Below are 21,634 nucleotides of genomic sequence, written 5' to 3'. Positions count from 1 at the left end.
ACGACGGGCCATCGCCTCCCACATGTGATCATCCAGCGCAGCCCCGTCCTGGGATGCAGCGGGACAAAGCGGTCGCGTATCCGGCAGGGGCCGCATCCGCTCGCCTCTCTCCGCGCGAAGGCCAAGCCACTGGGCCGGTCAGAGGCGGCCCCACTGTCGACGGAGTCCGCAGATGCCGCGTGTCGTGGTGATCAGTCCCCCCTTCAGCTCCCACGCCCAGCCCCTGTCGGTGCTGGCGGGGGCACTCGCCCGCGCGGGGGCGGAGGCGCATCTGGCCTGCGCGGAGCCGTTCTCGCCACTGGCCTCGCAGGCGGGGGTGGGCTTCGTTCCCCTCACGGTGACCCGCAACGCCAATACCGGGATCGCACGCCGCACCGAGCAGGGAGAACGGGAGGCCGCACGGCTCGAGGAGTTCCTCGAGTCGACCCGGCAGGGCGCCGTTCCCGCTCTCCTGACCCAGGCCCGGCACCGCGGTGAGGACATGCTGGCGGATCCCGAGACCGTCCTGGCGGAGGTGCGCGCCGTCCAGAAGCGCCTGGCCCCGGACTGGTACGTCGTGGACCAGCTCAGTTACCCCGTGACACTGGCCCTGCACTGCCTGGGGCTGCGGTTCGCCACCTTCTGCCCGGGCCACCCCAGCTACCTGCCCCACCGGCCGGAGAACCTCTTCGGGGTACCCCAGAACTGGCCCAGCGTCATCAGGCCGGCGCCCGAGGACCTGGCACGCCTCGAAGAGGCCGCACGAGCCAACGACCAGGCGTTCACCGACAGCTTCGCGCGGACGGCCCTCCGGCACGCTCCGGACCTCTCGGGCCCCGGACGGGCCTTCGCGCTCGCCTCGCGACACGCGGTGGTCTTCAACTACCCGCCCTTCCCCTGGCTCCCCCGGCGGAGGACGCCCGGTCGCCGGTACCTCTACGGCGGCCACTGCGTCCCCCTGACGCCCGACAGCCCGGGCCGTGTCTGGGAAGGTCTGGTCAGGCGGCTGCGGACGCAGTACCGGCACCTGGTGCTGGTCGCTCTCGGCACCTTCCTGTCCGCTCGCGACGACGTGCTGGCCGCACTGGTGCGCGGCATCCGGGCGCATCGACCGGATGCCGCCGTGATCGTGGCGGCCGGCGACCGCGTCAGCGCGATGGCCGGTCTGGCCGACTCGGCGGTGCACATCGCCGAGACGGTCCCCCAGCGCTGGCTCCTGGGCCACGTCGACGCGATGGTGCACCACGGCGGCAACAACTCGTTCACCGAGTGTCTCGCCGCGGGTGTCCCCGCGGTGGTACTCCCCTTCTCCAGCGACCAGTTCTCCATCGCCCATGACCTTGAGCGGGCGCAGGTGGGCCTGTGCCTGGACCCGACCCGCATGGCGGACGAAGATGCCGGGCGAGCGATCGGAAGGCTCTTGTCGCATCGCCCCGCGGGCCTGGCCCGATGGATGGGCACGGCGAGGTCCCTCGGTCCGGATTGGACTGCCCGCCACCTGGTCGAGACCATGGGGCACTGATTCCGGGCCGCTGCGCCGGCGGTGTCCTCAGCGGCGAAGTGCGGTGAACGTGTGAGTGATGCCGGTCTGCCAACCGGGGAGGGGCAGCGTCCGCACCTGGGTTGCCGGCGGCCGACCTCTCCTGCCCTCAGCTCTGTCGGCTGCCGGTGTCAGGACCACGGTCGAAGGCAGCCCCGTCCGACGAGCTCGGGGAGCGGAGGACCCGGAAACGCAGATGCGTGACGAGCGGTGACGACAGAAGTCTGGTCCGCTCCAGCTCGAGCTGATCCGTTCCCAGATGCTCGAAGAGTCGACGTCCTTCGCCCAGGAGCACGGGTGCGAGCTGGAGGTTGATCTCATCGAGGAGTCCCGCGCCGAGCGCCTGCTGGGCGACGTCCGCCCCCATCAGTGTGACGTCCTTCCCGTTCGCCACCGCTTCCGCCTGCTGAAGCGCACTCTCCAGGCCACTGGTGACGAAGGTGAAGGCCCCGCTCTTCATGACGCGCGGGCTTCGCGCGTGGTGCGTCAGTACGAAGCAGGGCACCGGGAAGGGCGTGTCCTGCCAGACCTCGACTCCCACGTCGTAGGTCCTTCTGCCCAGTACGACGGCACCTGTCGAGGCTGAGATCTCCTCGCTCACCGTGGCGTCGACGTCGCTGGTGGGTGTGTGGAGAATCCAGTCGTGCAGGCGCATGCCACCCCGGCCCATGGGATGTTCCACGCTGACATCGGGACCTGCCATGAAGCCGTCGAGCGACATGGTGACGTGCAGGACCACCTTGCTCATGTGAGGAGTACCTTCCGCGCGGTCGTGATCGGGCGTTCGAGCATGCAGACCGGGCAGCGACGCCGAATTCATCGGCCGACGGGGTGAGCACCTCGTTTCGCCGACTCCGCCGCCGACACGGCGTCGACGGGCACCCGCCCACTCGGACGGCACCGCCTGCTCCCCCTCCCCCCGCCGGCGAGCCCGATCGGCTCGCCGGCGGGTTGGAGCGTCGTCAGCGCTGGTCGAGCGGGAGGGCGACGTCGTCGACCTGGCGCGCGGCCGGGAAGGAGCCGACGAGGCGGGCGCTGCCGTTGAGCGGGTTCACACGGTAGAGGCGCTGTTTGCCGTCGGTGGCGAGGGTGGCGAACCCCTGATTGGAGCCGTCGGAGGCGCGGTAGTAGATGTCGAACCCTGCGGAGGGACCGGCGTTGACTCCGAGGCCGCCGGTGGGGGCGAGGGTGCCGGCGTTCGCCGGGGACTGCAGGGAGACGCGGTCGTTGGTGGTGTCGATGTCGAAGAGCGTGGTGGTGCTTCGACGCCCACGCCCGGACTGGACGGGTGGATGTGCGCATATCGACACGAATGGCTCACATTAGTCCTATCGCCACGCCTACGATCGCCCCCGTCAGCGGTGACGATGCCGCCCGCCCACGACGGTCGCCTCGCCTGCCGCGGGCTCCGCGACGACGAGGGCCACCGGACCGGACCGGGCGGGCTCCAGGTTCGGGCCCCGTCGGAGCGAAGAGGAAGTACGGCCGGGCAGCGGTCGCGAGGACCCCACGGAGTGGACCGATGAAGTCCTCGCGACCCGGTCGCGTCCCTCACCACCGCTCCGAAGCGAGGGACACGACCTGCGCGCCGCCAAAGGGCCGGTGGTGACGGCGCGCCATCGACCCCGCCATCCCCAACTGAACGGTGTCGACGTCCTCATTCGCGGCTCCCGTCGATCCGGACTGGTCCGGCAGGCCACAGCCACTCCTTCGAGTGAGGGTCGATCGCCACGTTCGATCGAACGACCTGCCGATCAAGGTGCTCGGAGGTGCATGCGCACGACCGTCGAGCTTGCGAGGCCGGGCTTCTGCGCCACCGTCGCCGAGACCGGCCACGCGACGGAGCAACGTCGCCAGGTGTGCCGGCCGCGATGCGGGTGCCGCGTATGGGGGTGACCAGCTCTGCTGGAGCCGGGAACAGCTGGCCGCATGCATCCTTGCTGCCTCTAGAGTTACCGAGATGCAACTGGATCTGAACCTGCTCACGGCTCTGGACGCGCTGCTGGAAGAGGGAAGCGTCGCGGGGGCCGCGGCCCGCCTGCACGTCACCGCACCGGCGATGAGTCGCTCCCTGGGCCGCATCCGCAAGGTCACGGGCGACCAGATCCTGGTCCGTACCGGTCGCAGCATGGTTCCCACCACCCGCGCGCTGGCCATGCGCGCCGAGGTCCACGCCCTCGTGCAGCAGGCCCACTGCCTCTTGTCCGCGCAGCGGGAACTCGATCTGGCCTCTTTGCAGCGGGTGTTCCACGTGCGCTGGCACGATGCCCTCACCGCGGCTTGCGGTACCGCCCTGACCGCGGCCGTCCGCCGACAGGCCCCGGGGGTCAGGCTGCGCCTCTCCGCCGAACCAGGCACCGACGACGCCGAACTGCGCCGTGGTGAGGTCGACCTCGAATCCAGCTCCAGCCGGCCGACGCTCCCCGATGTACGACACCGCCTCGTCGGCAGCGACCGGATGGTCGTCGCCGTGCGGCAAGGCCACCCACTCACCAAGGGCCCCATGAGCCCCGAGCGTTACGCAGCCGCCGAACATCTCACCGTTTCGCGGCGGGGAAGCCTGCGCGACCCGATCGATGACGCGCTGGCCACGCGGGGCTTGGAACGACGTGTTGTCGCAGCCGGGCCCACCGCCGCGTTCGCGCTGCAACTCGCCGCCGCCGGCGACCTGGTGGTCACACTCCCCGACGTGGTCACCCGCGCCGCCCGGGACCAACTCGGCCTGGTCACACTGCCGCTGCCGATACCGCTGCCCGACGTCTCGTTGTACCTGCTGTGGCACCAGCGGTACGACGAAGACCGCGCCCACACATGGCTCCGCGACCTCGCCGCCGAAACCGTCCAGGCACTGTTCGCACCGGGCACCGCCTGATCATCGCGGCGATCGCGACCGGTCTCGGCCGTACCGCGACCGAGCGCGCGTACGCGTCCGCGCCGCACAGTCGACTTCACCGAGGCCCGAGCCGAGCCCTGCAGCCGCCCGCCTCGCATCCACCTGACCGCCGCCGCCGGCATGCCTGCCCCGATCGGGGACCGCACCGACGAGGTCTTCGCACCAGCGGGCCGCGGCGGCGGTCCGGCACTCACGGATGCCGCAGCCCCGCGAGGAGTACTGCGATCAGTCGGCGTGCGTCGTACCGGGAGTCGCCGCCTGTGCCGATACAGAGGTTCCCGATGCCCCGCATGAGGTGGTAGGCGTCGAGGTCGGCGCGGATCTCGCCGGCGGCGGCCGCGGCGTCGAGCAGTTGGGTGCAGACGGGAAGAAGGCGGTCGAGGAAGTAGGCGTGCAGCGCCTCGAAGCCGTCATCGTCGGCCTTCATCGCTGCGGCCAGACCGTGTTTGGTGACCAGGAAGTCGACGAACAGCTCCACCCAGCGTTCGAGTGCGGCGAACGGAGTCGGACCGGCCGCCAGCAGGTCGGGGCCGGCATCGGCGCAGGTGTCGACCTGGTGGCGGTAGACGGCGATGACGAGGTCGGCACGGGTGGGGAAGTGGCGGTAGAGCGTGCCGAGTCCGACTCCGGCTTCGGCGGCGATCTCGCGCACCGGCGCGTCCAGGCCCGAGGAGGCGAACACCGCGGCCGCGGCGTCCAGCAGGGTCTGCTGATTGCGTCGGGCGTCCTTACGCGTGGACGCGGCCGAACTTCCCTGGCGCGGGCTGCTCGCGTTCACCTGAGCACTTCCTTCCATGACCTGCCTTGCAAAACGGAACGGTGTTCCGTATCGTAAGTGGAACAACGTTCCGCTTCATTCATGGTGCCAGACCGAGGAGCCGACGGCCAGGCCGTCGCGTCCTCCGTCCCGCACCGGGGACTGCGGGAACGCGCGAGCGTCGCTCCGACGCAGATGCCGCGCGGACAGCGAGGAGCGCCAGTCCTCGCCCCTTCGGCCCCCACCGGCCCCACCGGCCCCACGCCCGAGAAACCCGTCGAAAGGCACTTCCGTGTCCGATTCCCCCAGCTCCGCCACGCCGCAGCACGCACCCACCGCGGTGGTGTCCGTAAAACCGGTGGTCCTGCCCGCTCCTGGCGGGCGCGGCGAGGACCTCCAGGTCAGGGTCTCCGCCCCCGTGTCCGGCCGCGACCTGCCCGTGATCGTCTTCTCGCACGGCTTCGGCTGGTCGATGGACGGCTACGCCCCGCTGACCGACCACTGGGCCGCACACGGCTTCGTCGTCGTCCAGCCCACCCACCTGGACTCCCGGACGCTCTCCCTTCCTGCCGAAGACCCCCGCACGCCGCAGATCTGGCGCCACCGGATCGGGGACATCACGCAGGTGCTGGACGGACTGTCCGCCCTGGAGGGCTCCGTACCGGGTCTCGCCGGGCGGGTCGACCACACCCGCGTCGCCGTGGCCGGCCACTCCTGGGGAGCGCAGACCGTCAGCACGCTGCTGGGTGCCCGCGTCATCGGCACCGACGGGATGCCCGGCGAGAGCATGTCCGACCCCCGCGTGAAGGCGGGGGTGCTGCTCGCCCTGACCGGCCTGGGCGATGACCTGACCCCCTTCGCCGCCGAGCACTTCCCCTTCATGAGGCCGTCGTTCGACGCCATGACCACCCCGGCCCTCGTCGTCGCCGGAGACAAGGACCAGTCCCGCCTGTCCACCCGCGGGCCGGACTGGTTCACCGACCCCTACACCCACAGCCCCGCCCCCAAGAGCCTGCTCACACTGCTCGGGGCGGAGCACTCACTCGGCGGCATCCCCGGCCACCAAGCCGCCGAGACCACCGACGAGAACCCTGCCCGCGTCGCACTGATCCAGCAGCTCACCACGGCCTTCCTGCGCAGCGCTCTCCTCGGCGACGACGCCGACTGGAAGGCGGCAGCCGCCGCCCTGGAAGAGGACCCCCAGCCACTGGGAACCCTGCGGAGCAAGTGACCTCCCACGACACCGATACGCGTAAGGAGACACCATGATCCTCGTCACCGGAGGCCTCGGCTTCATCGGATCCCACACCGTACGCGCGCTGCTCGACTCGGGCGAAGACTGCGTCGTGGTCCGGCGCAACGCGCGCGAGCTGCCGCCCGTGCTCGACGGGGCCGGCGTGAAGGTCGAGCAGGCGGACATCACCGACCGCGAGGCCCTCCTCGCCGTCGGCCGCCACCACGACATCACCGGCATCGTCCACCTGGCCGGCTCCCACCCCTGGCCGCCCGTCCCCGACTCGCCCGTCGAAGCGACCCGGCAGGCCGTCGGCGGACTGCTCAACGTCGTCGAGGCCGCACAGGAGTGGGGCGTACGGCGTCTCGGCATCGCCAGCACGATCGGCGTCTACTTCGGCGCCCCCGGTGACGGACCGCTGCGCGAGGACGCTCCGCTGTCGATGACCGCGTCCGTCTCCATCCCGACCTTCAAGAAGGTCGGCGAACTGCTGGGCGGATTCCTCGCCGACACCACCGGCCTCGACATCGTCAACTACCGCATCTCCGGCACCTGGGGCCCGCTCGGCCACTGCGACCCCTTCTTCGCCGCACCCGCCCTGGTCCACGCCGCCGCCCGCGGCACCGCCCCGGACCTCCGTCACCTCGTCCACCCGGCCCACGCCGAAGACGGGCTCGACCTCACCTACGTCAAGGACACCGGCCGAGCGATCACCCTCCTGCAACTCGCCGACAGGCTGAACCACCGCACGTACAACGTCGGCTCCGGCCGCGCCACCACCAACGCCCAGGTCGCTCAAGCCGTCAGGAAGGCGGTCCCCGGCGCCCGAGTCGACCTCCCCACCGGAGGCACCGCACCGCGGATGGCCCTCGACATCAGCCGGCTCAGCGAAGACACCGGCTACCTGCCCGCGTACGACACCGAACGCGCCGCCGCCGACTACATCGCCTGGCTACGCGCCGGCCACGACAGCTGAGCCCGCCCCGCCCTGGCACGGTCCCGACCGCGCCAGGGCGCCACACGACAGGGTCGGAGACGGAGCCGTCGCGGCCGATTTTCAATTGCGTTTGAGTAATCCTCTACGTTCCTCACATGCACTTGAAGTTAACGAATGGGCTGCATACGGTCGAGACAACGGCGCAGGACGGACTGCGCTTCCGGCCCGACCGGCCTCACCATCCCCCTCTGCGACAGGAGTTCCCTCATGTCCGCATCGCTTCGGACCACCGCGGTCGCCGCCTCCGACACCGACCTGCTCGCCCGGACCGCGGACGCCGTGCGCACGGCAGGTGCTGCGCTGCGCGAGCGCTTCGGCGACGTGGTCCGCCACCGGACCCGCGACCAACTGATGCAGGCGCTTGCCGTCAACGACGACGCGGCTCTCGAGGTCCTGCGCCCCCGTCTCACAAGCCTGCGCCCGGAAGCCGGCTGGGTGGAGGACGAGTTGGACGGTGGAGCGCTGCCTCCTGGCGAATGGTGGGTCGTGGATCCGGCCGAAGGCAACGTCAATCACCTGCACGGCCTGCCGGAATGGGCGGTGACGGCCACGCTCGTGCGCGACAACCAACCCGTGCTCACCGCAGTCCACGTGCCGTTGACCGGCGAGACCTACACCGCGCTCGCAGGCGCGGGCGCCCGTCTCGACGGCCGGCCGCTGCGCGTCTCCCCCACCGCGGACCTCGGCCTGGGCATCGTGGCCACGAGCCAAGCCCGGCCCGACGAAGACGAAGAGGTCGTGCGGCGCGTCGGCTCCTCGATCACCGCGATGCTCTTCGACGCGCTCGTCGTCCGCACGTCCGTGCCCGCGACCCTGCACCTGTTGAACGTGGCCGCCGGACGGATCGACGCCTTCTGGCAGTTCGCGGGCGCCCGGGCGGACCTGCTCCCCGGGGCACTGCTGGTCACCGAGGCCGGCGGACGGATCTCCGACGCCGAGGGTCGCCCCTGGAACCCGCAGAGCGAGAGCTTCCTGGCCACCGCGCCCGGTATCCACGCCGAAGCCGTCGCAACACTCTCGCGTTGACCTCGCGCAGAAGCCGTACTCACGGAAGGACCACACCCACATGACCACGATCGCCGTACTCGGAAACGGCCGCGTCGGCGGCAACCTGGCCACAGCCCTCACGCGGGCAGGTCATGAGGTGCGTGTCGCGGACCGCGCGCCGGGCGCCGCCGCCGACGCCGCCCGGACAGCACGGATCGTCATCAACGCCACCCCGGGCGCCGGTTCCCTGGAACGGCTCGCCGCACTGCGCGAGGAACTGCGCGGCAAGATCCTCGTCGACGTCTCCAACGCCACCGTCGACGGACCTGACGGACTGCCCGCCGACCTGATCCACCCGGGCTCAAGCCTGGCCGAGCAACTCCAGGAGGCCCTCCCCGAGACACATGTCGTCAAGACACTCAACACCATGCTCTTCCCGGTGATGACCTCCCCGGCCACGCTCACTCAGACGCCGACCGCGTTCCTCTCCGGCGAGGACCCGCAGGCCAAGCAGACCGTGCTGGACCTGCTCACCGACCTCGGCTGGCGCGAGGAATGGATCACCGACCTCGGCGGGATCAGGACCGCCCGCGCCACGGAAGCCGCGATCCTCTTCGTCCCGCACGTGATTCGCTCCAGCGGATTCACACCCTTCGCGATCTCGATCGCCCGCTGACGTCCCCAGCGCAACACCAGCCGGGGCTGGCGATGTCCCGCGTCCAACCAGCCGGGGTGGTGCTCCGTCAGCCTGGCGATGCTCGGTGGCACGGCGATGACCTGCCGCAGCTCTACCGGGCTCAGATCGGTGAGGGGGCGGTACTCCTCGCGCCCGACGGCGGCGGCTTCATCGACCAGGCCCAGGAGGTGTTGCGTCTTGGGGCATCCCCGGCTCCCTTTCGGGCCCAGCACGTCGAACCCCCGCTCGTTGAAGGCGTGGATGACATCGCGGACGAGTCCTCACCAAGCCGCGTCGGCGCGGTGGTGTCCCTGACCACGATCAGGTCTTGGAGACACCTGCCGGCAGACGAGCAGGCGGTCGTGCGTCCACTCTGAGCACTTCGGTTGGTGAGTCGGCAGGGCGCAGTCTGCGAACGGGCCCTGAATCACACCGCCGGCGGTTCCAGGTCGACCGCGTCACGGAACCGGAAGCCCAAGGCGTGAACGAGCGCGAAGACCAAGTCCTCCGCCAGAGGATCACACTCAGCCACCAGGGCAGCCCTGAGCGCCACCGGGTCCGGCTCAAGGCCAGCCCCTCGAGCCCAGGTTGCAGCTCGCTCACTTACCTCGACCGAATGACCGATCCACTCACCAGGGAGGCCGTAATCCCGCGCCATCTCCGGCGACAGAGCACATTGCCATGACAGGTCATCGGGACTCGCCGCCTGAACGGTCGCGAAGTCGCTGTCGACGACATGGCAGACCAGGACAGGAGCGCGCGTCTCGCCGATGATCGAAGGCTCCGGATCCGCGATGGGACACGCTTGCAGGATCTGCCACTCGCCATCGCGCGCCGACCACAATGGCACACAGTTCGACGCCCGTATCGCAGCCAACTCCGTCAGCGGCCGGCCGGCTCGCGCCACGATGAAAGACCCCGAGAACCCCATGACCGGGAACCATAGCCCCGATCACCGACGCCGTTGATTGCCCGGCCAAGGCTGGGTGACGAGCCAGGAGCAACAGCGCCGGGACTGGTCCGCATCGGCGAGACGGCTACGGAACGAGCCCTTGAGAAAGGGCGTTGCGCATGCCTTGCAGGGGAGCTCCGGGCACTCCGGGCGGCGCCAGCCAGAAAGACGAAGTCGTCAGGGCCCGACACGAGCTGAGCCCCCACCCGCGACCGGGAGGGGGCATACGCCTGCCCAGGAGCGGACCTCTCAGGCCCACTCCCCTGCCGGACCGTCAGGCGAACGTGGCGCTCCAGGTGGCCGGCCCGACGACACCGTCGACGGTCAGCCCCTTCCTTGACTGGAAGTTGCGGCAGGCCGTGTCCGAGCCCGGTCCGTACTGGCCGTCCACAGTGAGCCTGTAGCCGTGCGCGCTGTTCATCCGGTACTGCCAGGTCGACACGCTCGCGTGCACCAGGGTCGGCGGCTGACGGAAGGCGACACCGGGGTAGGGCAACGGGCCGCCACCAGGGTTGACCTCGCCGGTGAGTACCCGCGTGTACAGGCTGCCCGGGCAGTCGGTCGAATGGTGGTCGCGATGACCGGTGATCGCCTGCGCGGCGCCGCCGGACACCCGCAGGCGATTGATCCCGTAGCGGATGGCATCGATCAGTCCGGCGGTGATGACGTCGTAGCTGCTGCTCGTTCCACCTGTCAGGGCGCAGACCGCGTACCAGTCGTCATTGCCCTGTGTGGTGCCCTGAGCAGCGGTACGGACGTTCTCGCCCCGGCCCTGGAAGAGGTATCCGTGGACGCACGCGAGATGGCTGTAGGCGATGTCCGACCAGCCGTTGGAGTCCATGTGATGGTTCTGGATGCCCCGCACCTGACCGGCGCAGTCGGCGTGATTGGCGCGGGCCACTTTCACGCCGTCGACATGGTGGACGACCACGCCGCCCTGCCCCGGGGTGATGGTGCTGCTGACACTCTCGGGAGCGCGAGCACCCCATTGGGCGCGAGTGACGAATGTGGCCATCAGCTGCGTCCTCCGCGGCCCAAGGCGCAGCCGACAGCGGCGTTCAACGGCTCGGCATGAGCGCCCCGCGCAGCGTCGGAGCCGTAGACCGCTCCGGATTCGCGAGGGTTCGTGACGGGTGGCTCCTGGCTCCCCGACGGAAGCGGGACGGCGGAGGCATGTGCAGTTCCCGAATGAATGACGGGCAGTGCGAGTGCACTGCCGACTGCCGCGAGCAGAGTGACGCGGCGAGAGGGGCCGTGAGTCAACAGTCCTCCAGATGGGCGGGGAGATCGCCCACATTGTTCAGACCTTGACGAGTCCCCGTCAAGATTGCGGAGTGGTTCAACAGCCCTATTCCATAAGGGAGTTGGGCCAGTCGCAATTCCCTGCCAGCGCACAGCTGTTGTACCGGGGCGCGGCCTCGACCCTCGCCCGTGACCACCCCGCCGTCACCCTCGCCCCCGCACCCGCAGCGCCCGACCTCGACCCGGCGAGGCCAGGGCAGACACGGCCTTCTGCAGCACCCACCCTTCACGTACGGGGCGCCCCCGCAGGAACGGCGGCCCACCGAGTCACCGGGCGCCTCCACGCACGGGTTCGCCGCCTGCGAGACATGGAACACGGACGCGGTGCGGCGATTCCGGGGTACGCGACCTGAATGGAGAGCAGAAGACAGAACTGTTGTCGTTTGACAACTATAGCCATGAGGCAACAAAGTAATCGAGTCGTGTTGCACGGGAGGGATGTGTCATGTTCCGGTGGGCGGAGAGCGCTACAGACGCCGGCCAACGGGGCATCGAGCCGCGGGAGCGGCCGGCGGCCCGCACGGCCGGTCAGGCCGTCCGGTCCTCAGCCGGGGAGGCGCTGCCGTGCATCTGCGCCGCCGCCACGTCACAGAACGCCTCCAGCCCCTCGAGCAGCGCAGTGCGCTTGGCCGCCGGCATCAGGTCCAGCACCGCCCGCAACTCCTGCTCACGTCGCTCACGCAGGTCGCCGAGGAAGGTGCGGCCCTGGTCGCTCAGGTGGAGCCGCACCTCGCGCCGGTCCAGCGGGCTGATCACGCGCTCGACGAAGCCGGCAGCCACCAGTCGGTCGCAGAGTCGGCTGATGGACGGAGGCGTGGAGGCGAGGGAGTCGGCGAGGGTGCGCAGGTTGACGCCGTCCTGGTGTTCGATCATGAGCAGAACGCGCATCTGAGAGGGAGAGGCGGGCGCGGTCGAGGCCCGACCCCAGAGGACTTCCAGCAACTCCCCAGCAGTCGAGGTCACACGTGCAGCCTCGACGGGTTCTGTGCGGGGGCGGAAGACAGTCACCGTCACACTCTCGCAGACACCAGGACAGCCGCCAGCCTACAAGGCGACGGCGAGGACAAGAGAAGTTCGGACGATCCGTGCGGATCGGCTCAGTCGCCAGCCGACCGAGCAAGATCCATTCTCGTCCGTCTAAGGATAGGTATTTCTTTCACTGTGAACAGATTTGTGACCGCCGAGCGCGCCTTGCGCACGGCGGCCCCGCACGAGTTGCTCGACGCCGTGCGACGCGTGCTCTCCGAGGAGTACGCGGCGGAGTCCGTCGAGTTGTTCCTGGCCGACTACGGCCTCACCGTGCTCCAGCCCGTGTCGGTGCCGCCAGACACCGCGCAGCCGGTCGCGGTGCACAACAGCCCTGTAGGGCGGGCCTTCGGCGCACAGGAGCCGTTCATCGAGAAGGCGGACGGCGCCTCCATGTGCATCCACCTGCCGGTCACCGTGCGCGGGGACCGACTGGGCGTGTTGTCCGTCACGCTGGCGAACGACGGGGCGACACACGGCGTTCTGGGAGAACTCGCGGACATCGCAGAGGTACTGGGGCACGAGGTGGTCGTGGCCGAGCGCGACACGGACGTGTACCTGCAGGCGCGCCGCAAGGACCGCCTCACCCTGGCCGCCGAGATGCAGTGGCAATTGCTCCCGGGCCGCTCCTGCTCCCGGCGCGAGTACGACCTCGGCGCGCAGTTGGAGCCGGCGTACGCGCTCTTCGGGGACAACGTCGACTGGTCCTCCACCGCGGACCGCCTGCAGCTCTACGTCACCAACGGCATGGGCGAGGGCGTCGAGGCCTCCCTGCTGACGAACCTCGCCATCAACGCCCTGCGCAACGCGCGCCGGGCCGGCATCGCCATCGAGAACCAGGCGGCCCTGGCCGACCAGGCCGTGTACGCCCATTACCAGGGGCACCGCCACCTCGCCGTACTGATGTTCGACTTCGACCTCTCGACGGGCCAGGCGAAGGTGGTGGACGCCGGATCCCCACGGTTGCTGCGCCTGCGCGACGGAGTGGTCGAGCATGTCCACTTCGAGGCACAGCTTCCGCTGGGGATGTTCGAGGAGACCGACTACGTGGTCCAGGACTTCCAGGCCGAGCCGGGCGACCGGCTCATCCTCGTCGGCGACAGGGCGCACGCGGCGGCGGCGCCCGAGGGCGAGACGTACGGGGACGCCGCACTGGCCCGGGCGATCACGTCCACCCGCCTGCTGCCCGCCTCCGAGGTCCCTCGCGCCGTGCTGCGGGAGCTGACGGGCCTTCGCAGCCGGTCGGCCCCGAAGGACGACGCCCTGGTCGTCTGCCTGGACTGGCGCGGGCGCTGAGCCGAGGCCGAATGTGCGCATCGTGTGTCGTTCCCGCGACCCGTGCCGAATCAATGCTTGTCATGTGACAATAATTGTCGAGGTGTACCGGTCCTGGTGCAGCAGCCGGTCCTGAGGAGAGACGATGCAGGTGTCGAAGCGGGAAGCAGCCGAATCGGCGGCGCGGGAGCTGAGCGGCTTCCTGGAACGCCGTCGCGAACAGATCGCCCAGCGGTGGGCGGACGCGCCGCTTTTCAGAACGGTGTTCACGATCTCCCGCGACGAGGCAGTGGAGGCGTGCAAGACCGTGGTGAACGCACTGGCCGACGTCGCCTCGACCGGCCAGCTGGACGACATCGCGGCTCCCGGCTTCGACCCGGTCCGAGAGCAGCTGAGCCGCATGGCCGCTTCCCGTGCCCGCAGTGGATTCAGTCCGGCCCAGATCGCGGAGGAGGCCGCCGGCCTGCGGGTGACGGCCTCCGAGTCGCTGCGCGGCGACGTCCTCGACCGGCCGGCCTCGGGAACGCAGGACGTCGCGATGGCACTGACCGTCCTGATGGGCACCCTGAGCCTGGTGATCATGGAGACGACGGTCAACGCCGGCGAGGAGCTGATCGCGCGGCAGCGGCAGCAGCTGCTGGAGGTGGCCACTCCCGTGATCAGTCTGTGGGAGGGCATCGTCGCGGTACCCCTGATAGGCACGTTGGACAGCGCCCGCAGTCAGGTGGTCATGGAGTCGCTGCTGGACGCCATCGTGGACCAGCGGGCCCGCTACGCGATCCTGGACATCACGGGCGTGCCCACGGTCGACTCGCTCGTCGCGCAGCACCTGATGAAGACGGTCGCCGCGGCCCGTCTGATGGGAGCCGAATGCATCGTTTCCGGCATCCGTCCGGCCATCGCGCAGACCATCGTGCACCTCGGCATCGACCTGAGTTCGGTGATCACACGCACTTCGCTGGCCGACGCTCTGGCCCACGCGCTCGCCCGGCAGGGGATCGAGGTCTCCCCCGCGGCCGGTGCGACCCCGCGATGACGGCCTCGCTTCCGGGCGGCCCGCCCGTGGTGCCGGTCCTGGCGCTGGGGGACGTCCTGCTGGTCTCCCTCCAGGGGGAGCTGCACGACGGGATGGTCGAGCAGCTCCGACAGGACATCACGTCCCGCGTCGCCCGCAGCAGCGCGAGTGGCGTGATCGTCGACGTGTCCGGCGTCGAGATCGTCGACTCCTTCCTGGGCCGGGCGATCGCGGAAGTCGCCGCCAACGCTCGCCTGCTGGCCGCCCGCACCGTGCTGTGCGGCATGCGGCCCGCCGTGGCGATCACGCTGGTCGAGCTGGGCCTGACCCTGCCCGGCCTCGTGACCGCGCTCGACGTCGAGCGCGCCCTCGACCTGCTCAAGGGCGATGCCCCCGCGGCCGTTCCGGGCGCCCCTGCGGGGTGTTCGTGACGCCGGCCCCCGATCCCGGCACCGCGACGATCCTGCCGATCGGCTCGGACGCGGACCTGGCGTGGGTGCGCCACCAGGTGCGGCAGTTCGCGGCGGATCTCGGTTTCGGGCTCGTGCAGCAGACCAAGATCGTCACTGCGGCCAGCGAACTGGCCCGGAACACCCTGATCCACGGCGGTGGAGGAGAAGCGATGATCACCCAGATGACCAAGGGAGCGACGCGTGGGCTGCGGCTGTCCTTCGTCGACACCGGCCCCGGAATCCGCGACGTCGAGTTGGCGATGACGGACGGATACACCACCGGGGGCGGTCTCGGGCTGGGCCTCAGCGGATCCAGGCGGCTGGTGGACGAGTTCACCATCGACACCCGGCCCGGTGAGGGCACCGCCGTCACCCTCGTGGCCTGGGCCGCCGGCGTGCCCACCGCTCGTCCGGGGTTCGCATGACACGCGTCTGGACCGTCCCCGTGCACGACTCGACCCGGGTGAGGGACGCCCGGGTGGCGGCCGAGGAGGCAGGCTCCCGGGCCGGCCTCGACGCCCACCGCACCGCGGTGGCGGCACTGGTGGCCACCGAGCTGGCGACCAACCTGCTCAAGCACGCCGGGGGCGGCAACCTGGTGGTCGACCTGGTCGAGCGCCCGGGAACGGGGACCCGGGGCCGGGCGGTCCAACTGGTCGCCCTGGACCACGGTCCCGGCATCTGCGACGTCGCCGCCGCGATGCGCGACGGCTACACCACGAGCGAGGCGTCGCTCGGCGCCGGTCTGGGCACCTGCCGGCGCATCTCCAGCGCGTTCGGCGTGTACAGCACCCCGCGCGGCACCGTCGCGGTGGCTCGCATCGGCCAGGACGCCGGGCCGGAGGAGCACCGGCCGCCCGCCCGGACCGGAGGCATCAACATTCCCCTGGCCCATGCCGAACACTCCGGGGACGCCTGGACCTGCGCCCGGTCGGGCTCCCGCCTGACCCTGATGCTCGCCGACGGCCTCGGTCACGGGGTCAAGGCCGCCCACGCGTCCGCCGCGGCGGTCGACGAACTGCATCGCGTCAGGCACCTGCCGCCCGCCGAGATCCTGCGCCGCCTGCACGGGGCGCTGCGGGACACCCGTGGTGCCGCCGTCGCCGTGGCCCAACTGGACACCGACAGCGGGGAGCTCGCGTTCGCGGGCGTCGGCAACATCGGCGCCAGGCTGCACGCCGCCGACTCCTGGGACCACCTCGTCTCCCACCCCGGCATCGTCGGCGCCCAGTTCCCCGCGACCGTACCCGTGCGTCACCTGCCCTGGACGCCGGACGGCCTGCTCGTCCTGCACAGCGACGGACTGCCCAGCCGGTGGGTACCGCCCGACGACCCCGCCCTCGTGGCCCACGAGCCGACCGTGATCGCCGCGACCATCCTCCGGGACGCGAGCAGCGCCGCCAGCCCCGGCCGCGACGACACCTGTGTGGCCGTCCTGACCTCCGAGCGGCAGCTGGAGCGCCCGTGAACCTGTCGGACGTCCATACGATCACCTCGGCCGCGGAAGCCGTCCGCGCCCGGACCTACGCCGCGCGCCTGACGGCCGCGTCAGGCGCACCCGTCGTCGAACAGGCCCGCTTCCTCACCGCGCTGACGGAGCGCCTGCGCGCATGCCTCGCCCAGGGCGGTACGGAAGTCGCCTTCACCCTCCGGTCGTCCGCGTCCGAGAGGCCGCCGCTCGTACGCCTCGTCGCGGAGCACCTCCCGGCCGAACCCGACTCCGACCGCGCCGCGCCGTGGCGGCTGGCGCTCGTCTCGCCCGGATCCCTTCCGGCGGACCCTCCCCCGCCTGAGGGGCGGCCGGACGACGCGGTTCTCGCGGAGGCGGTCCTGGCGGCGGACGCACAGACCGCGGCGATCCTGCGCCGGCTGGACGAAGCGGAGGAACAGCTCCTCCTGCACCGCGAGGAACTGCACCAGACCAACCAGGGCGTGTTGGCGCTGCACGCCGAACTCGACGCCGCCGCGCGGACCCAGCGCGACCTGTTCGACGCCGAACGAGCCGCACACGCGCGGGCGGAGAAGGCACGACGCCTGCTCACCTTCCTCGCCGACGCCAGCGCTGCCGTGACCGCGTCGCTCGACCAGGAGGACATCCTGCGGTGCCTACCCGATCTGCTCGTGCCGGAGTACGCGAGTCAGGTCGACGTCTGGCTCTTCGACGACGCGGCAGCGGGCTCCGCCCACTCCGCCGCGGCGGTCGCCGCCGCCCGGAGCGACCGACCCCAGCACGCAGGACCGCACCCCGGTGCCCTTCCCGGCGTGGACGACCTCCCGCCCTCCGCGCTGTCCCCCGACCGGCCTCTGCTGTGCGTCCCCCTGACCACGCACCACACGTCGGGCGTGCTCACCCTGACCGCGCCCGGCGACCGGTTCGACGAGGACAGCAGTGTGATGCTGGTCGAACTGGCCCGTCGGACCGCCATCGCCCTGGACAACGCCCGCCGGTACGAACAGCACCGGGACACCGCCGAGGCCCTGCAACGCGCCCAGCTCACCGAGCTGCCCCCGGCCGAGGGCGTGCGCCTGGCCGCGCGCTACCTCCCCGCCACGCGAGGACTCAACATCGGCGGGGACTGGTACGACGCCTTCCCCCAACCCGACGGCAGCCTGCTGACCGTGGTGGGCGACGTCACCGGACACGGCCTGCGCGCCGCCGTCATCATGGGCCAGCTGCGCACCGCTCTGCGCGCGTACGCGATCGAGGACGGTAGCCCCGCCCGGATCCTCACCCGCCTGCACCGCATGCTGCGCCACCAGCAGCCGAACCTCTACGCCACCGCCGTGATCGCCCGCTTCCGGCCCGGCGACCCCCGCGTGGTGTGGGCGGCCGCCGGACACCCGCCGGCGCTCGTCCGCGCGCCCGGCGGCGCCGTGCGCGTCCTGGACACCAGACCCGGGTTGATGCTCGGAGTGCCCTTTCCCTTCGAGTACGAGGACCACGCCGTCGACCTTCCGCCCGGTTCGACGCTCGTCCTGTACACCGACGGCCTGGTGGAACGGCGGGCCAGCGGCATCGACCCGGGCATCGAGTTGCTCGGCCGGACCCTGGGGGCACTGGGCGAACCCCAGCTCGAGGACCTCGAAGGGTGCGCCGAAGCACTGCTCAAGCCCTTGGTGCACGACGACGAACGCGACGACGACGTCTGCCTCCTCCTGTGCCGCACCACGTCGTACGCGAGCGGAGAGCCGGAGTACGTCCGTGAGGACGGCGCGCCCTCCGGCAGGTCCGGCGACCCGGATCGCTCGCGGTAGGTCCGGGCCGCTCCCGGTCCCTCAGGGCGGGTGAGGCGCCCGGTGGGACGCTTCGCCCTGGGCGGCGGCGAAGGCCTTCATGCCGCGGATCAAGGCCGACCGCTCCGCGGATTCCATGGCGGCCAGCACGCCGGCCAGCGCCTGGGTGCGCCGTCGGGCCACGTCGCTGAGCGCACGGCGGCCCTGCCCGGTCAGCCTCAACTGGACCTCGCGACGGCTGTGCGGGTGCAGGACACGTTCCAGCATGCCGGCGGCCTCCAACCGGTCGCACAGCCGGCTGGCGGTGGGAAGCCCTATCTCCATCCGCTCGGCCAGACCGGTGACGTTCACTTCCGGCGTCCTCTCCAGTGCCCGGAGTGCGCGCAGCTGGTGGGGGGAGAAACGCACCGTCGCCTCCTGAGCGGCGCCGACCCACAGATCAGCAAGCCGCTCCACCGCGCCGGCGACCTCGTGCGCGTCGGCGCTCGGATCGTCGCCCGAGCCCGTCGCACGGTCATCGCCTCCGGGAAGTGCCACGAACACATCGCTTTCAGGGAGTCCGGGTGGTGCGGGAACACCCCACATTCAATCGCTGTACCCGGAGAGTCGCAGCGCAACCGGCATCCTCCGAGGGGTTCGACCATACGCCCGGGGCCGAGTGCCCAGGCCAGGGTCGAGCCACTGCGTCACTGGCGCACAGCGTGCGCGCGCCGGTCACACGGCGTCGCCGTCGCCCCACGTACTCCCCCTGTCCCACCACGGGAATACCAAACCCCTGCGGTCCGGCTATGCACAGACCCTCCGTGTCATCGGCATCCGCGAGCGCATCGTCCCGACACCACGTCGTGTGGCGTGACGGGGTCCTGCTCGCGCGTCGGAGCCCGCGGATCAGCCGAGCTCGCCGTCCAGGGTGAGCTGGCGGCGATGGAAGTCGAAGTGCCGGGTCGAGTAGCGGTAGATGTCGGCACGGGTCATGAAGTCCTTGAAGAACGGGTCCCAGCGGACCGGGAAGTGCATGCCGCAGGCCAGGTCGGCTTCGGATTCCGCAGCGAGCCGGCGGTTCAGGGAGTCGATGACCCGGTCGAACGCGGTGCCCGTGAAGCGTGGCCCGAAGACCTTCACCGCCCCGCACGGGCCGACGTAGTTGACCCGGTCGAACGGTCCGGTCGAAGCGTTCAGCGCCCGGGCGAAGCCTCTGCTGACACTGCGGGGCAGCCGCGCGAAGACGCGTACGAGGGCCAGCAGCACCCGCACGACCATGTAGCCGAAGAGCATGTGCCACAGCAGCTGCTCGTTGGTCCACCGGGTGCCGCTGGTGGGGCGGGCGAGGTCGGCTTCCGTGGCGTTGTCGATCAGGTCGTGGAAGGCCTGCCGTGCGCGCTCGTGGTCCGCGAAAACGGCCTGTCGGTCCATCGCCGTCTCCTTCATCACCCGGACCCTCCACCCCGACGATTCCCGCCTCGGGGTGGATTCAGGCACCGAGGAGTTCTGCGATCTCGCGGGCGGCTCCCACGTGCCGCACGGCCGACGACGATGAGGGTGGCGAACAGCACCCTTGCCGACCGATACGCAACCTAGGTCCTGTCCGGGCGATCTTTGAGGACCGGCCCGCGGCGTCGGATGTGGTGTATCGCAAGGCGGAGGATCGCCCTCGTACCGGGCGTACCCGGGCGACTCCGACAACGCCGCGAGACGCCGCAGCCGTCGTCGCGGGCCCGAGAAGATCGCCCGGACAGGACCTAGCCGAGAGGGGCGGGTGCGTTCAGCCCGGCCAGGGTCAGGTCGACGGCCTGCTCGGCCCACCCAGGGCGGTACCCAGCTCCGGCCATGAAGTCGGCGTAGAAGACGCCGAGCAGGGCGGAGACCGCTGTTTCCAGCTCGGCTTCCTCCGGGATCTCTCCCCGCCCCTGGGCTTGTTCGAGTACGCGGCGCAGCAGGGCGCGACGGGGCAGGACCGTGCGCTCGCGAAGAAGGGTGAGCAGTTCCGGGGTGTGTGCCTCCTCCGCCAGGCACGTGCCGATGAGGGCCATGCCGCGGACTCGCTCCACCGTCTTCGCGAAGTCGTCGAGGATGGAGACGAGATCTGTGCGGGTGTCGCCGGTCGGGTCGGCGGCATGCGTCATCCGCATGGCCTCCAGCGCCGCGGTGAGCAGGTCCGCCTTCGTCTTCCAGCGCAGATGGATGGTGGATTTGCTGACCTGGGCCGCGGCGGCGACTTGACTCAGGCTCATGCGGGTGTATCCGTGAGTCGCCAGCAGTTCGAGCGCGGCACGGAGGATGGCCTCGTCCTTCTCCGCGGAGCGCGGCCGTCCAGCCCCTTTTGCGGTGTTCATGTCGAGCATTCTCCCAGGAAGACCGTGTCGATCGATCGCGGCTCCCGCCCGAGACGGCCGAGGCGGCCGACACCTTCCCTCGTCACGGCGGGACGGGCCAGGGCGTTCTCCTGGTGTCGGAACCTGCGCTCCGGTCACCGGACTCGGGATCAGGAGGTTGCGCGGGCACCCTGGATGTGGAAGTTGAAGTCGGCGTGGCCGAGTGTGCCCCACAGGCGCAGCCAGATCGGGAGCAGCATCTCGGTACCGCGGGCGGTGGTGATGTCGCCCAGGTCGATGATGTCGTGCACCGGCCACCCGAAGGACACCAGGAGGTCGGTCACGGCCTTCTTGGCGTCGCCGTCGTCTCCGGAGAGGAAGACGTTGTGCGTCCCGGCCACCCGGGACGGTTCGACCATGATCCGGGCGTTCATCGTGTTGAGTGTCTTGACGACCCTGGCCTCGGGAAAGGATCTCTGAATCTGCTCGCCGAGACTGTCGGTGTCGACCGGATTCAGCGAGGGCGGCATCCCCTGGGAGAAGTCCAGCGGGTTGGCGATGTCGATGAGTGTCTTGCCGGCCAGGTTGTCGCGTCCTGCGGCCTCCAGAGCCTGGAGTGAGGCGGCGCCCGCCGTGGTGTTCACCACCGCGTCGCCGAAGGCCGCGGCTTCTGCGAACGCCAGGAGCTGGACCTGGTCATGCTCTTCCAGCCACTGGGCTACGGGCGGGTTGCCGTAGGCGTCGGGTTCGGCTCGGCCGAGGGTGGCTTCGGGGGTGCGGGTGCCGAGGGCGACCTCGTGGCCCAGGGAGGTGAGTCTGGCGGCGATGGTACGACCGACGACGCCGGTGCCGAGAACTGCGTAGCGCATGGGTGCCCCTTCCGGTGGAGGTAGTCGTCGTCGCGACTGCTCCTGCGCGGCGACCCTCCACAAAAGTAAACCGAGTGGTTCGGTATTTCAAATGGGTACCGAAGTCTCCTCGGATGCGGCTCCTTCGCCTGGTT

Annotated in this window: 21 protein-coding genes and 1 pseudogene; 12 read left to right on the top strand and 10 right to left on the bottom strand. The window is 70.5% G+C overall.

Translation table 11 applies throughout. The annotated features are described in order from the left end of the window. The first annotated feature begins 172 nt into the window (after nt 1-172). On the top strand, nt 173-1,501 hold the full coding sequence (locus tag ACGFZF_RS06835) for a glycosyltransferase (protein WP_393551535.1): 1,329 nt from the start codon (nt 173-175) through the stop codon (nt 1,499-1,501). A gap of 127 nt (nt 1,502-1,628) precedes the next feature. Here the strand turns inward: ACGFZF_RS06835 and ACGFZF_RS06830 are convergent, their stop codons facing one another. Both ACGFZF_RS06830 and ACGFZF_RS06825 read right to left on the bottom strand, forming a co-directional pair. Beyond that, complete coding sequence (locus ACGFZF_RS06830; protein ID WP_393551533.1) at nt 1,629-2,267, bottom strand: dihydrofolate reductase family protein; 639 nt, start codon at nt 2,265-2,267, stop codon at nt 1,629-1,631. 214 nt (nt 2,268-2,481) lie between these two features. Beyond that, nucleotides 2,482-2,781, bottom strand: a pseudogene (locus ACGFZF_RS06825) (DUF4394 domain-containing protein); the annotation flags it as partial. Between the two features lie 698 nt (nt 2,782-3,479). Between ACGFZF_RS06825 and ACGFZF_RS06820 the strand changes: the two are divergent. Continuing rightward, nucleotides 3,480-4,391 (top strand): LysR family transcriptional regulator, encoded by a 912-nt coding sequence (locus ACGFZF_RS06820; protein ID WP_393551531.1) that lies wholly within the window; start codon nt 3,480-3,482, stop codon nt 4,389-4,391. 211 nt (nt 4,392-4,602) lie between these two features. Here ACGFZF_RS06820 and ACGFZF_RS06815 read toward each other — a convergent pair whose 3' ends face one another. Then, nucleotides 4,603-5,208 carry a TetR/AcrR family transcriptional regulator gene (locus ACGFZF_RS06815; protein ID WP_393551529.1) on the bottom strand — a complete coding sequence of 202 codons (606 nt, stop codon included), beginning with the start codon at nt 5,206-5,208 and terminating at the stop codon, nt 4,603-4,605. Nucleotides 5,209-5,512: 304 nt separating this feature from the next. On the opposite strand from ACGFZF_RS06815, the gene ACGFZF_RS06810 reads away from it, so the two are divergent. The 4 genes from ACGFZF_RS06810 (at nt 5,513) to ACGFZF_RS06795 (ending at nt 9,063) form a co-directional block, all read left to right on the top strand. Next, nucleotides 5,513-6,400: an alpha/beta hydrolase family protein gene (locus ACGFZF_RS06810; RefSeq protein WP_393551527.1), complete on the top strand. Its 888-nt coding sequence runs from the start codon at nt 5,513-5,515 to the stop codon at nt 6,398-6,400. Nucleotides 6,401-6,434: 34 nt separating this feature from the next. Next, nucleotides 6,435-7,379 carry an NAD-dependent epimerase/dehydratase family protein gene (locus ACGFZF_RS06805; RefSeq protein WP_393551525.1) on the top strand — a complete coding sequence of 315 codons (945 nt, stop codon included), beginning with the start codon at nt 6,435-6,437 and terminating at the stop codon, nt 7,377-7,379. Nucleotides 7,380-7,607: 228 nt separating this feature from the next. After that, entirely contained in the window at nt 7,608-8,426 is an 819-nt protein-coding gene (locus ACGFZF_RS06800; protein ID WP_393551524.1) for an inositol monophosphatase family protein, read from the top strand. Nucleotides 8,427-8,466: 40 nt separating this feature from the next. Then, nucleotides 8,467-9,063: an NADPH-dependent F420 reductase gene (locus tag ACGFZF_RS06795; RefSeq protein ID WP_393551522.1), complete on the top strand. Its 597-nt coding sequence runs from the start codon at nt 8,467-8,469 to the stop codon at nt 9,061-9,063. A 427-nt stretch (nt 9,064-9,490) separates the two neighbouring features. Here the strand turns inward: ACGFZF_RS06795 and ACGFZF_RS06790 are convergent, their stop codons facing one another. The 3 genes from ACGFZF_RS06790 to ACGFZF_RS06780 all read right to left on the bottom strand — a co-directional run bounded on the left by ACGFZF_RS06790 (nt 9,491) and on the right by ACGFZF_RS06780 (nt 12,280). Continuing rightward, complete coding sequence (locus tag ACGFZF_RS06790; protein WP_393551520.1) at nt 9,491-9,994, bottom strand: hypothetical protein; 504 nt, start codon at nt 9,992-9,994, stop codon at nt 9,491-9,493. Between the two features lie 295 nt (nt 9,995-10,289). Next, on the bottom strand, nt 10,290-11,030 hold the full coding sequence (locus tag ACGFZF_RS06785; RefSeq protein WP_393551518.1) for an N-acetylmuramoyl-L-alanine amidase: 741 nt from the start codon (nt 11,028-11,030) through the stop codon (nt 10,290-10,292). 815 nt (nt 11,031-11,845) lie between these two features. Continuing rightward, nucleotides 11,846-12,280, bottom strand: coding sequence for a MarR family winged helix-turn-helix transcriptional regulator (locus ACGFZF_RS06780; RefSeq protein ID WP_393551516.1), 435 nt, complete (start codon nt 12,278-12,280; stop codon nt 11,846-11,848). Nucleotides 12,281-12,478: 198 nt separating this feature from the next. Between ACGFZF_RS06780 and ACGFZF_RS06775 the strand changes: the two genes are divergently transcribed. The 6 genes from ACGFZF_RS06775 to ACGFZF_RS06750 all read left to right on the top strand — a co-directional run bounded on the left by ACGFZF_RS06775 (nt 12,479) and on the right by ACGFZF_RS06750 (nt 18,340). After that, complete coding sequence (locus tag ACGFZF_RS06775; protein WP_393551514.1) at nt 12,479-13,639, top strand: PP2C family protein-serine/threonine phosphatase; 1,161 nt, start codon at nt 12,479-12,481, stop codon at nt 13,637-13,639. 124 nt (nt 13,640-13,763) lie between these two features. Further along, nucleotides 13,764-14,654: an STAS domain-containing protein gene (locus tag ACGFZF_RS06770; RefSeq protein WP_393551512.1), complete on the top strand. Its 891-nt coding sequence runs from the start codon at nt 13,764-13,766 to the stop codon at nt 14,652-14,654. Further along, nucleotides 14,651-15,064 (top strand): STAS domain-containing protein, encoded by a 414-nt coding sequence (locus ACGFZF_RS06765; protein ID WP_393551510.1) that lies wholly within the window; start codon nt 14,651-14,653, stop codon nt 15,062-15,064. Before ACGFZF_RS06770 ends, ACGFZF_RS06765 begins: the two co-directional genes overlap by 4 nt. Next, on the top strand, nt 15,061-15,510 hold the full coding sequence (locus ACGFZF_RS06760) for an ATP-binding protein (RefSeq protein WP_393551508.1): 450 nt from the start codon (nt 15,061-15,063) through the stop codon (nt 15,508-15,510). The genes ACGFZF_RS06765 and ACGFZF_RS06760 overlap by 4 nt, the downstream gene beginning before the upstream one ends. Beyond that, entirely contained in the window at nt 15,507-16,553 is a 1,047-nt protein-coding gene (locus tag ACGFZF_RS06755; protein ID WP_393551506.1) for a SpoIIE family protein phosphatase, read from the top strand. Before ACGFZF_RS06760 ends, ACGFZF_RS06755 begins: the two co-directional genes overlap by 4 nt. Continuing rightward, nucleotides 16,550-18,340, top strand: a complete 1,791-nt coding sequence (locus ACGFZF_RS06750) for a PP2C family protein-serine/threonine phosphatase (protein ID WP_393551504.1) — start codon at nt 16,550-16,552, stop codon at nt 18,338-18,340. The genes ACGFZF_RS06755 and ACGFZF_RS06750 overlap by 4 nt, the downstream gene beginning before the upstream one ends. A gap of 21 nt (nt 18,341-18,361) precedes the next feature. On the opposite strand, the gene ACGFZF_RS06745 is transcribed toward ACGFZF_RS06750, so the two are convergent. The 4 genes from ACGFZF_RS06745 to ACGFZF_RS06730 all read right to left on the bottom strand — a co-directional run bounded on the left by ACGFZF_RS06745 (nt 18,362) and on the right by ACGFZF_RS06730 (nt 21,500). Further along, nucleotides 18,362-18,862 carry a MarR family winged helix-turn-helix transcriptional regulator gene (locus ACGFZF_RS06745; RefSeq protein WP_393551806.1) on the bottom strand — a complete coding sequence of 167 codons (501 nt, stop codon included), beginning with the start codon at nt 18,860-18,862 and terminating at the stop codon, nt 18,362-18,364. Between the two features lie 345 nt (nt 18,863-19,207). After that, nucleotides 19,208-19,732, bottom strand: a complete 525-nt coding sequence (locus tag ACGFZF_RS06740; RefSeq protein ID WP_393551502.1) for a DinB family protein — start codon at nt 19,730-19,732, stop codon at nt 19,208-19,210. Between the two features lie 326 nt (nt 19,733-20,058). Beyond that, a complete protein-coding gene (locus ACGFZF_RS06735; RefSeq protein ID WP_393551500.1) occupies nt 20,059-20,652 on the bottom strand; it encodes a TetR/AcrR family transcriptional regulator in 594 nt (197 codons plus the stop codon). A gap of 149 nt (nt 20,653-20,801) precedes the next feature. Next, the gene (locus tag ACGFZF_RS06730; RefSeq protein ID WP_393551498.1) at nt 20,802-21,500 is read right to left on the bottom strand and encodes an NADPH-dependent F420 reductase; all 699 of its coding nucleotides are present in this window, start codon (nt 21,498-21,500) and stop codon (nt 20,802-20,804) included. Nucleotides 21,501-21,634: the final 134 nt, after the last annotated feature.

Source organism: Streptomyces sp. NPDC048338, from assembly GCF_043201055.1.
GTDB lineage: Bacteria > Actinomycetota > Actinomycetes > Streptomycetales > Streptomycetaceae > Streptomyces.
The sequence above is the reverse complement of the archived record's forward strand: the minus strand, read 5'-3'. Positions and strand labels throughout refer to the sequence as shown.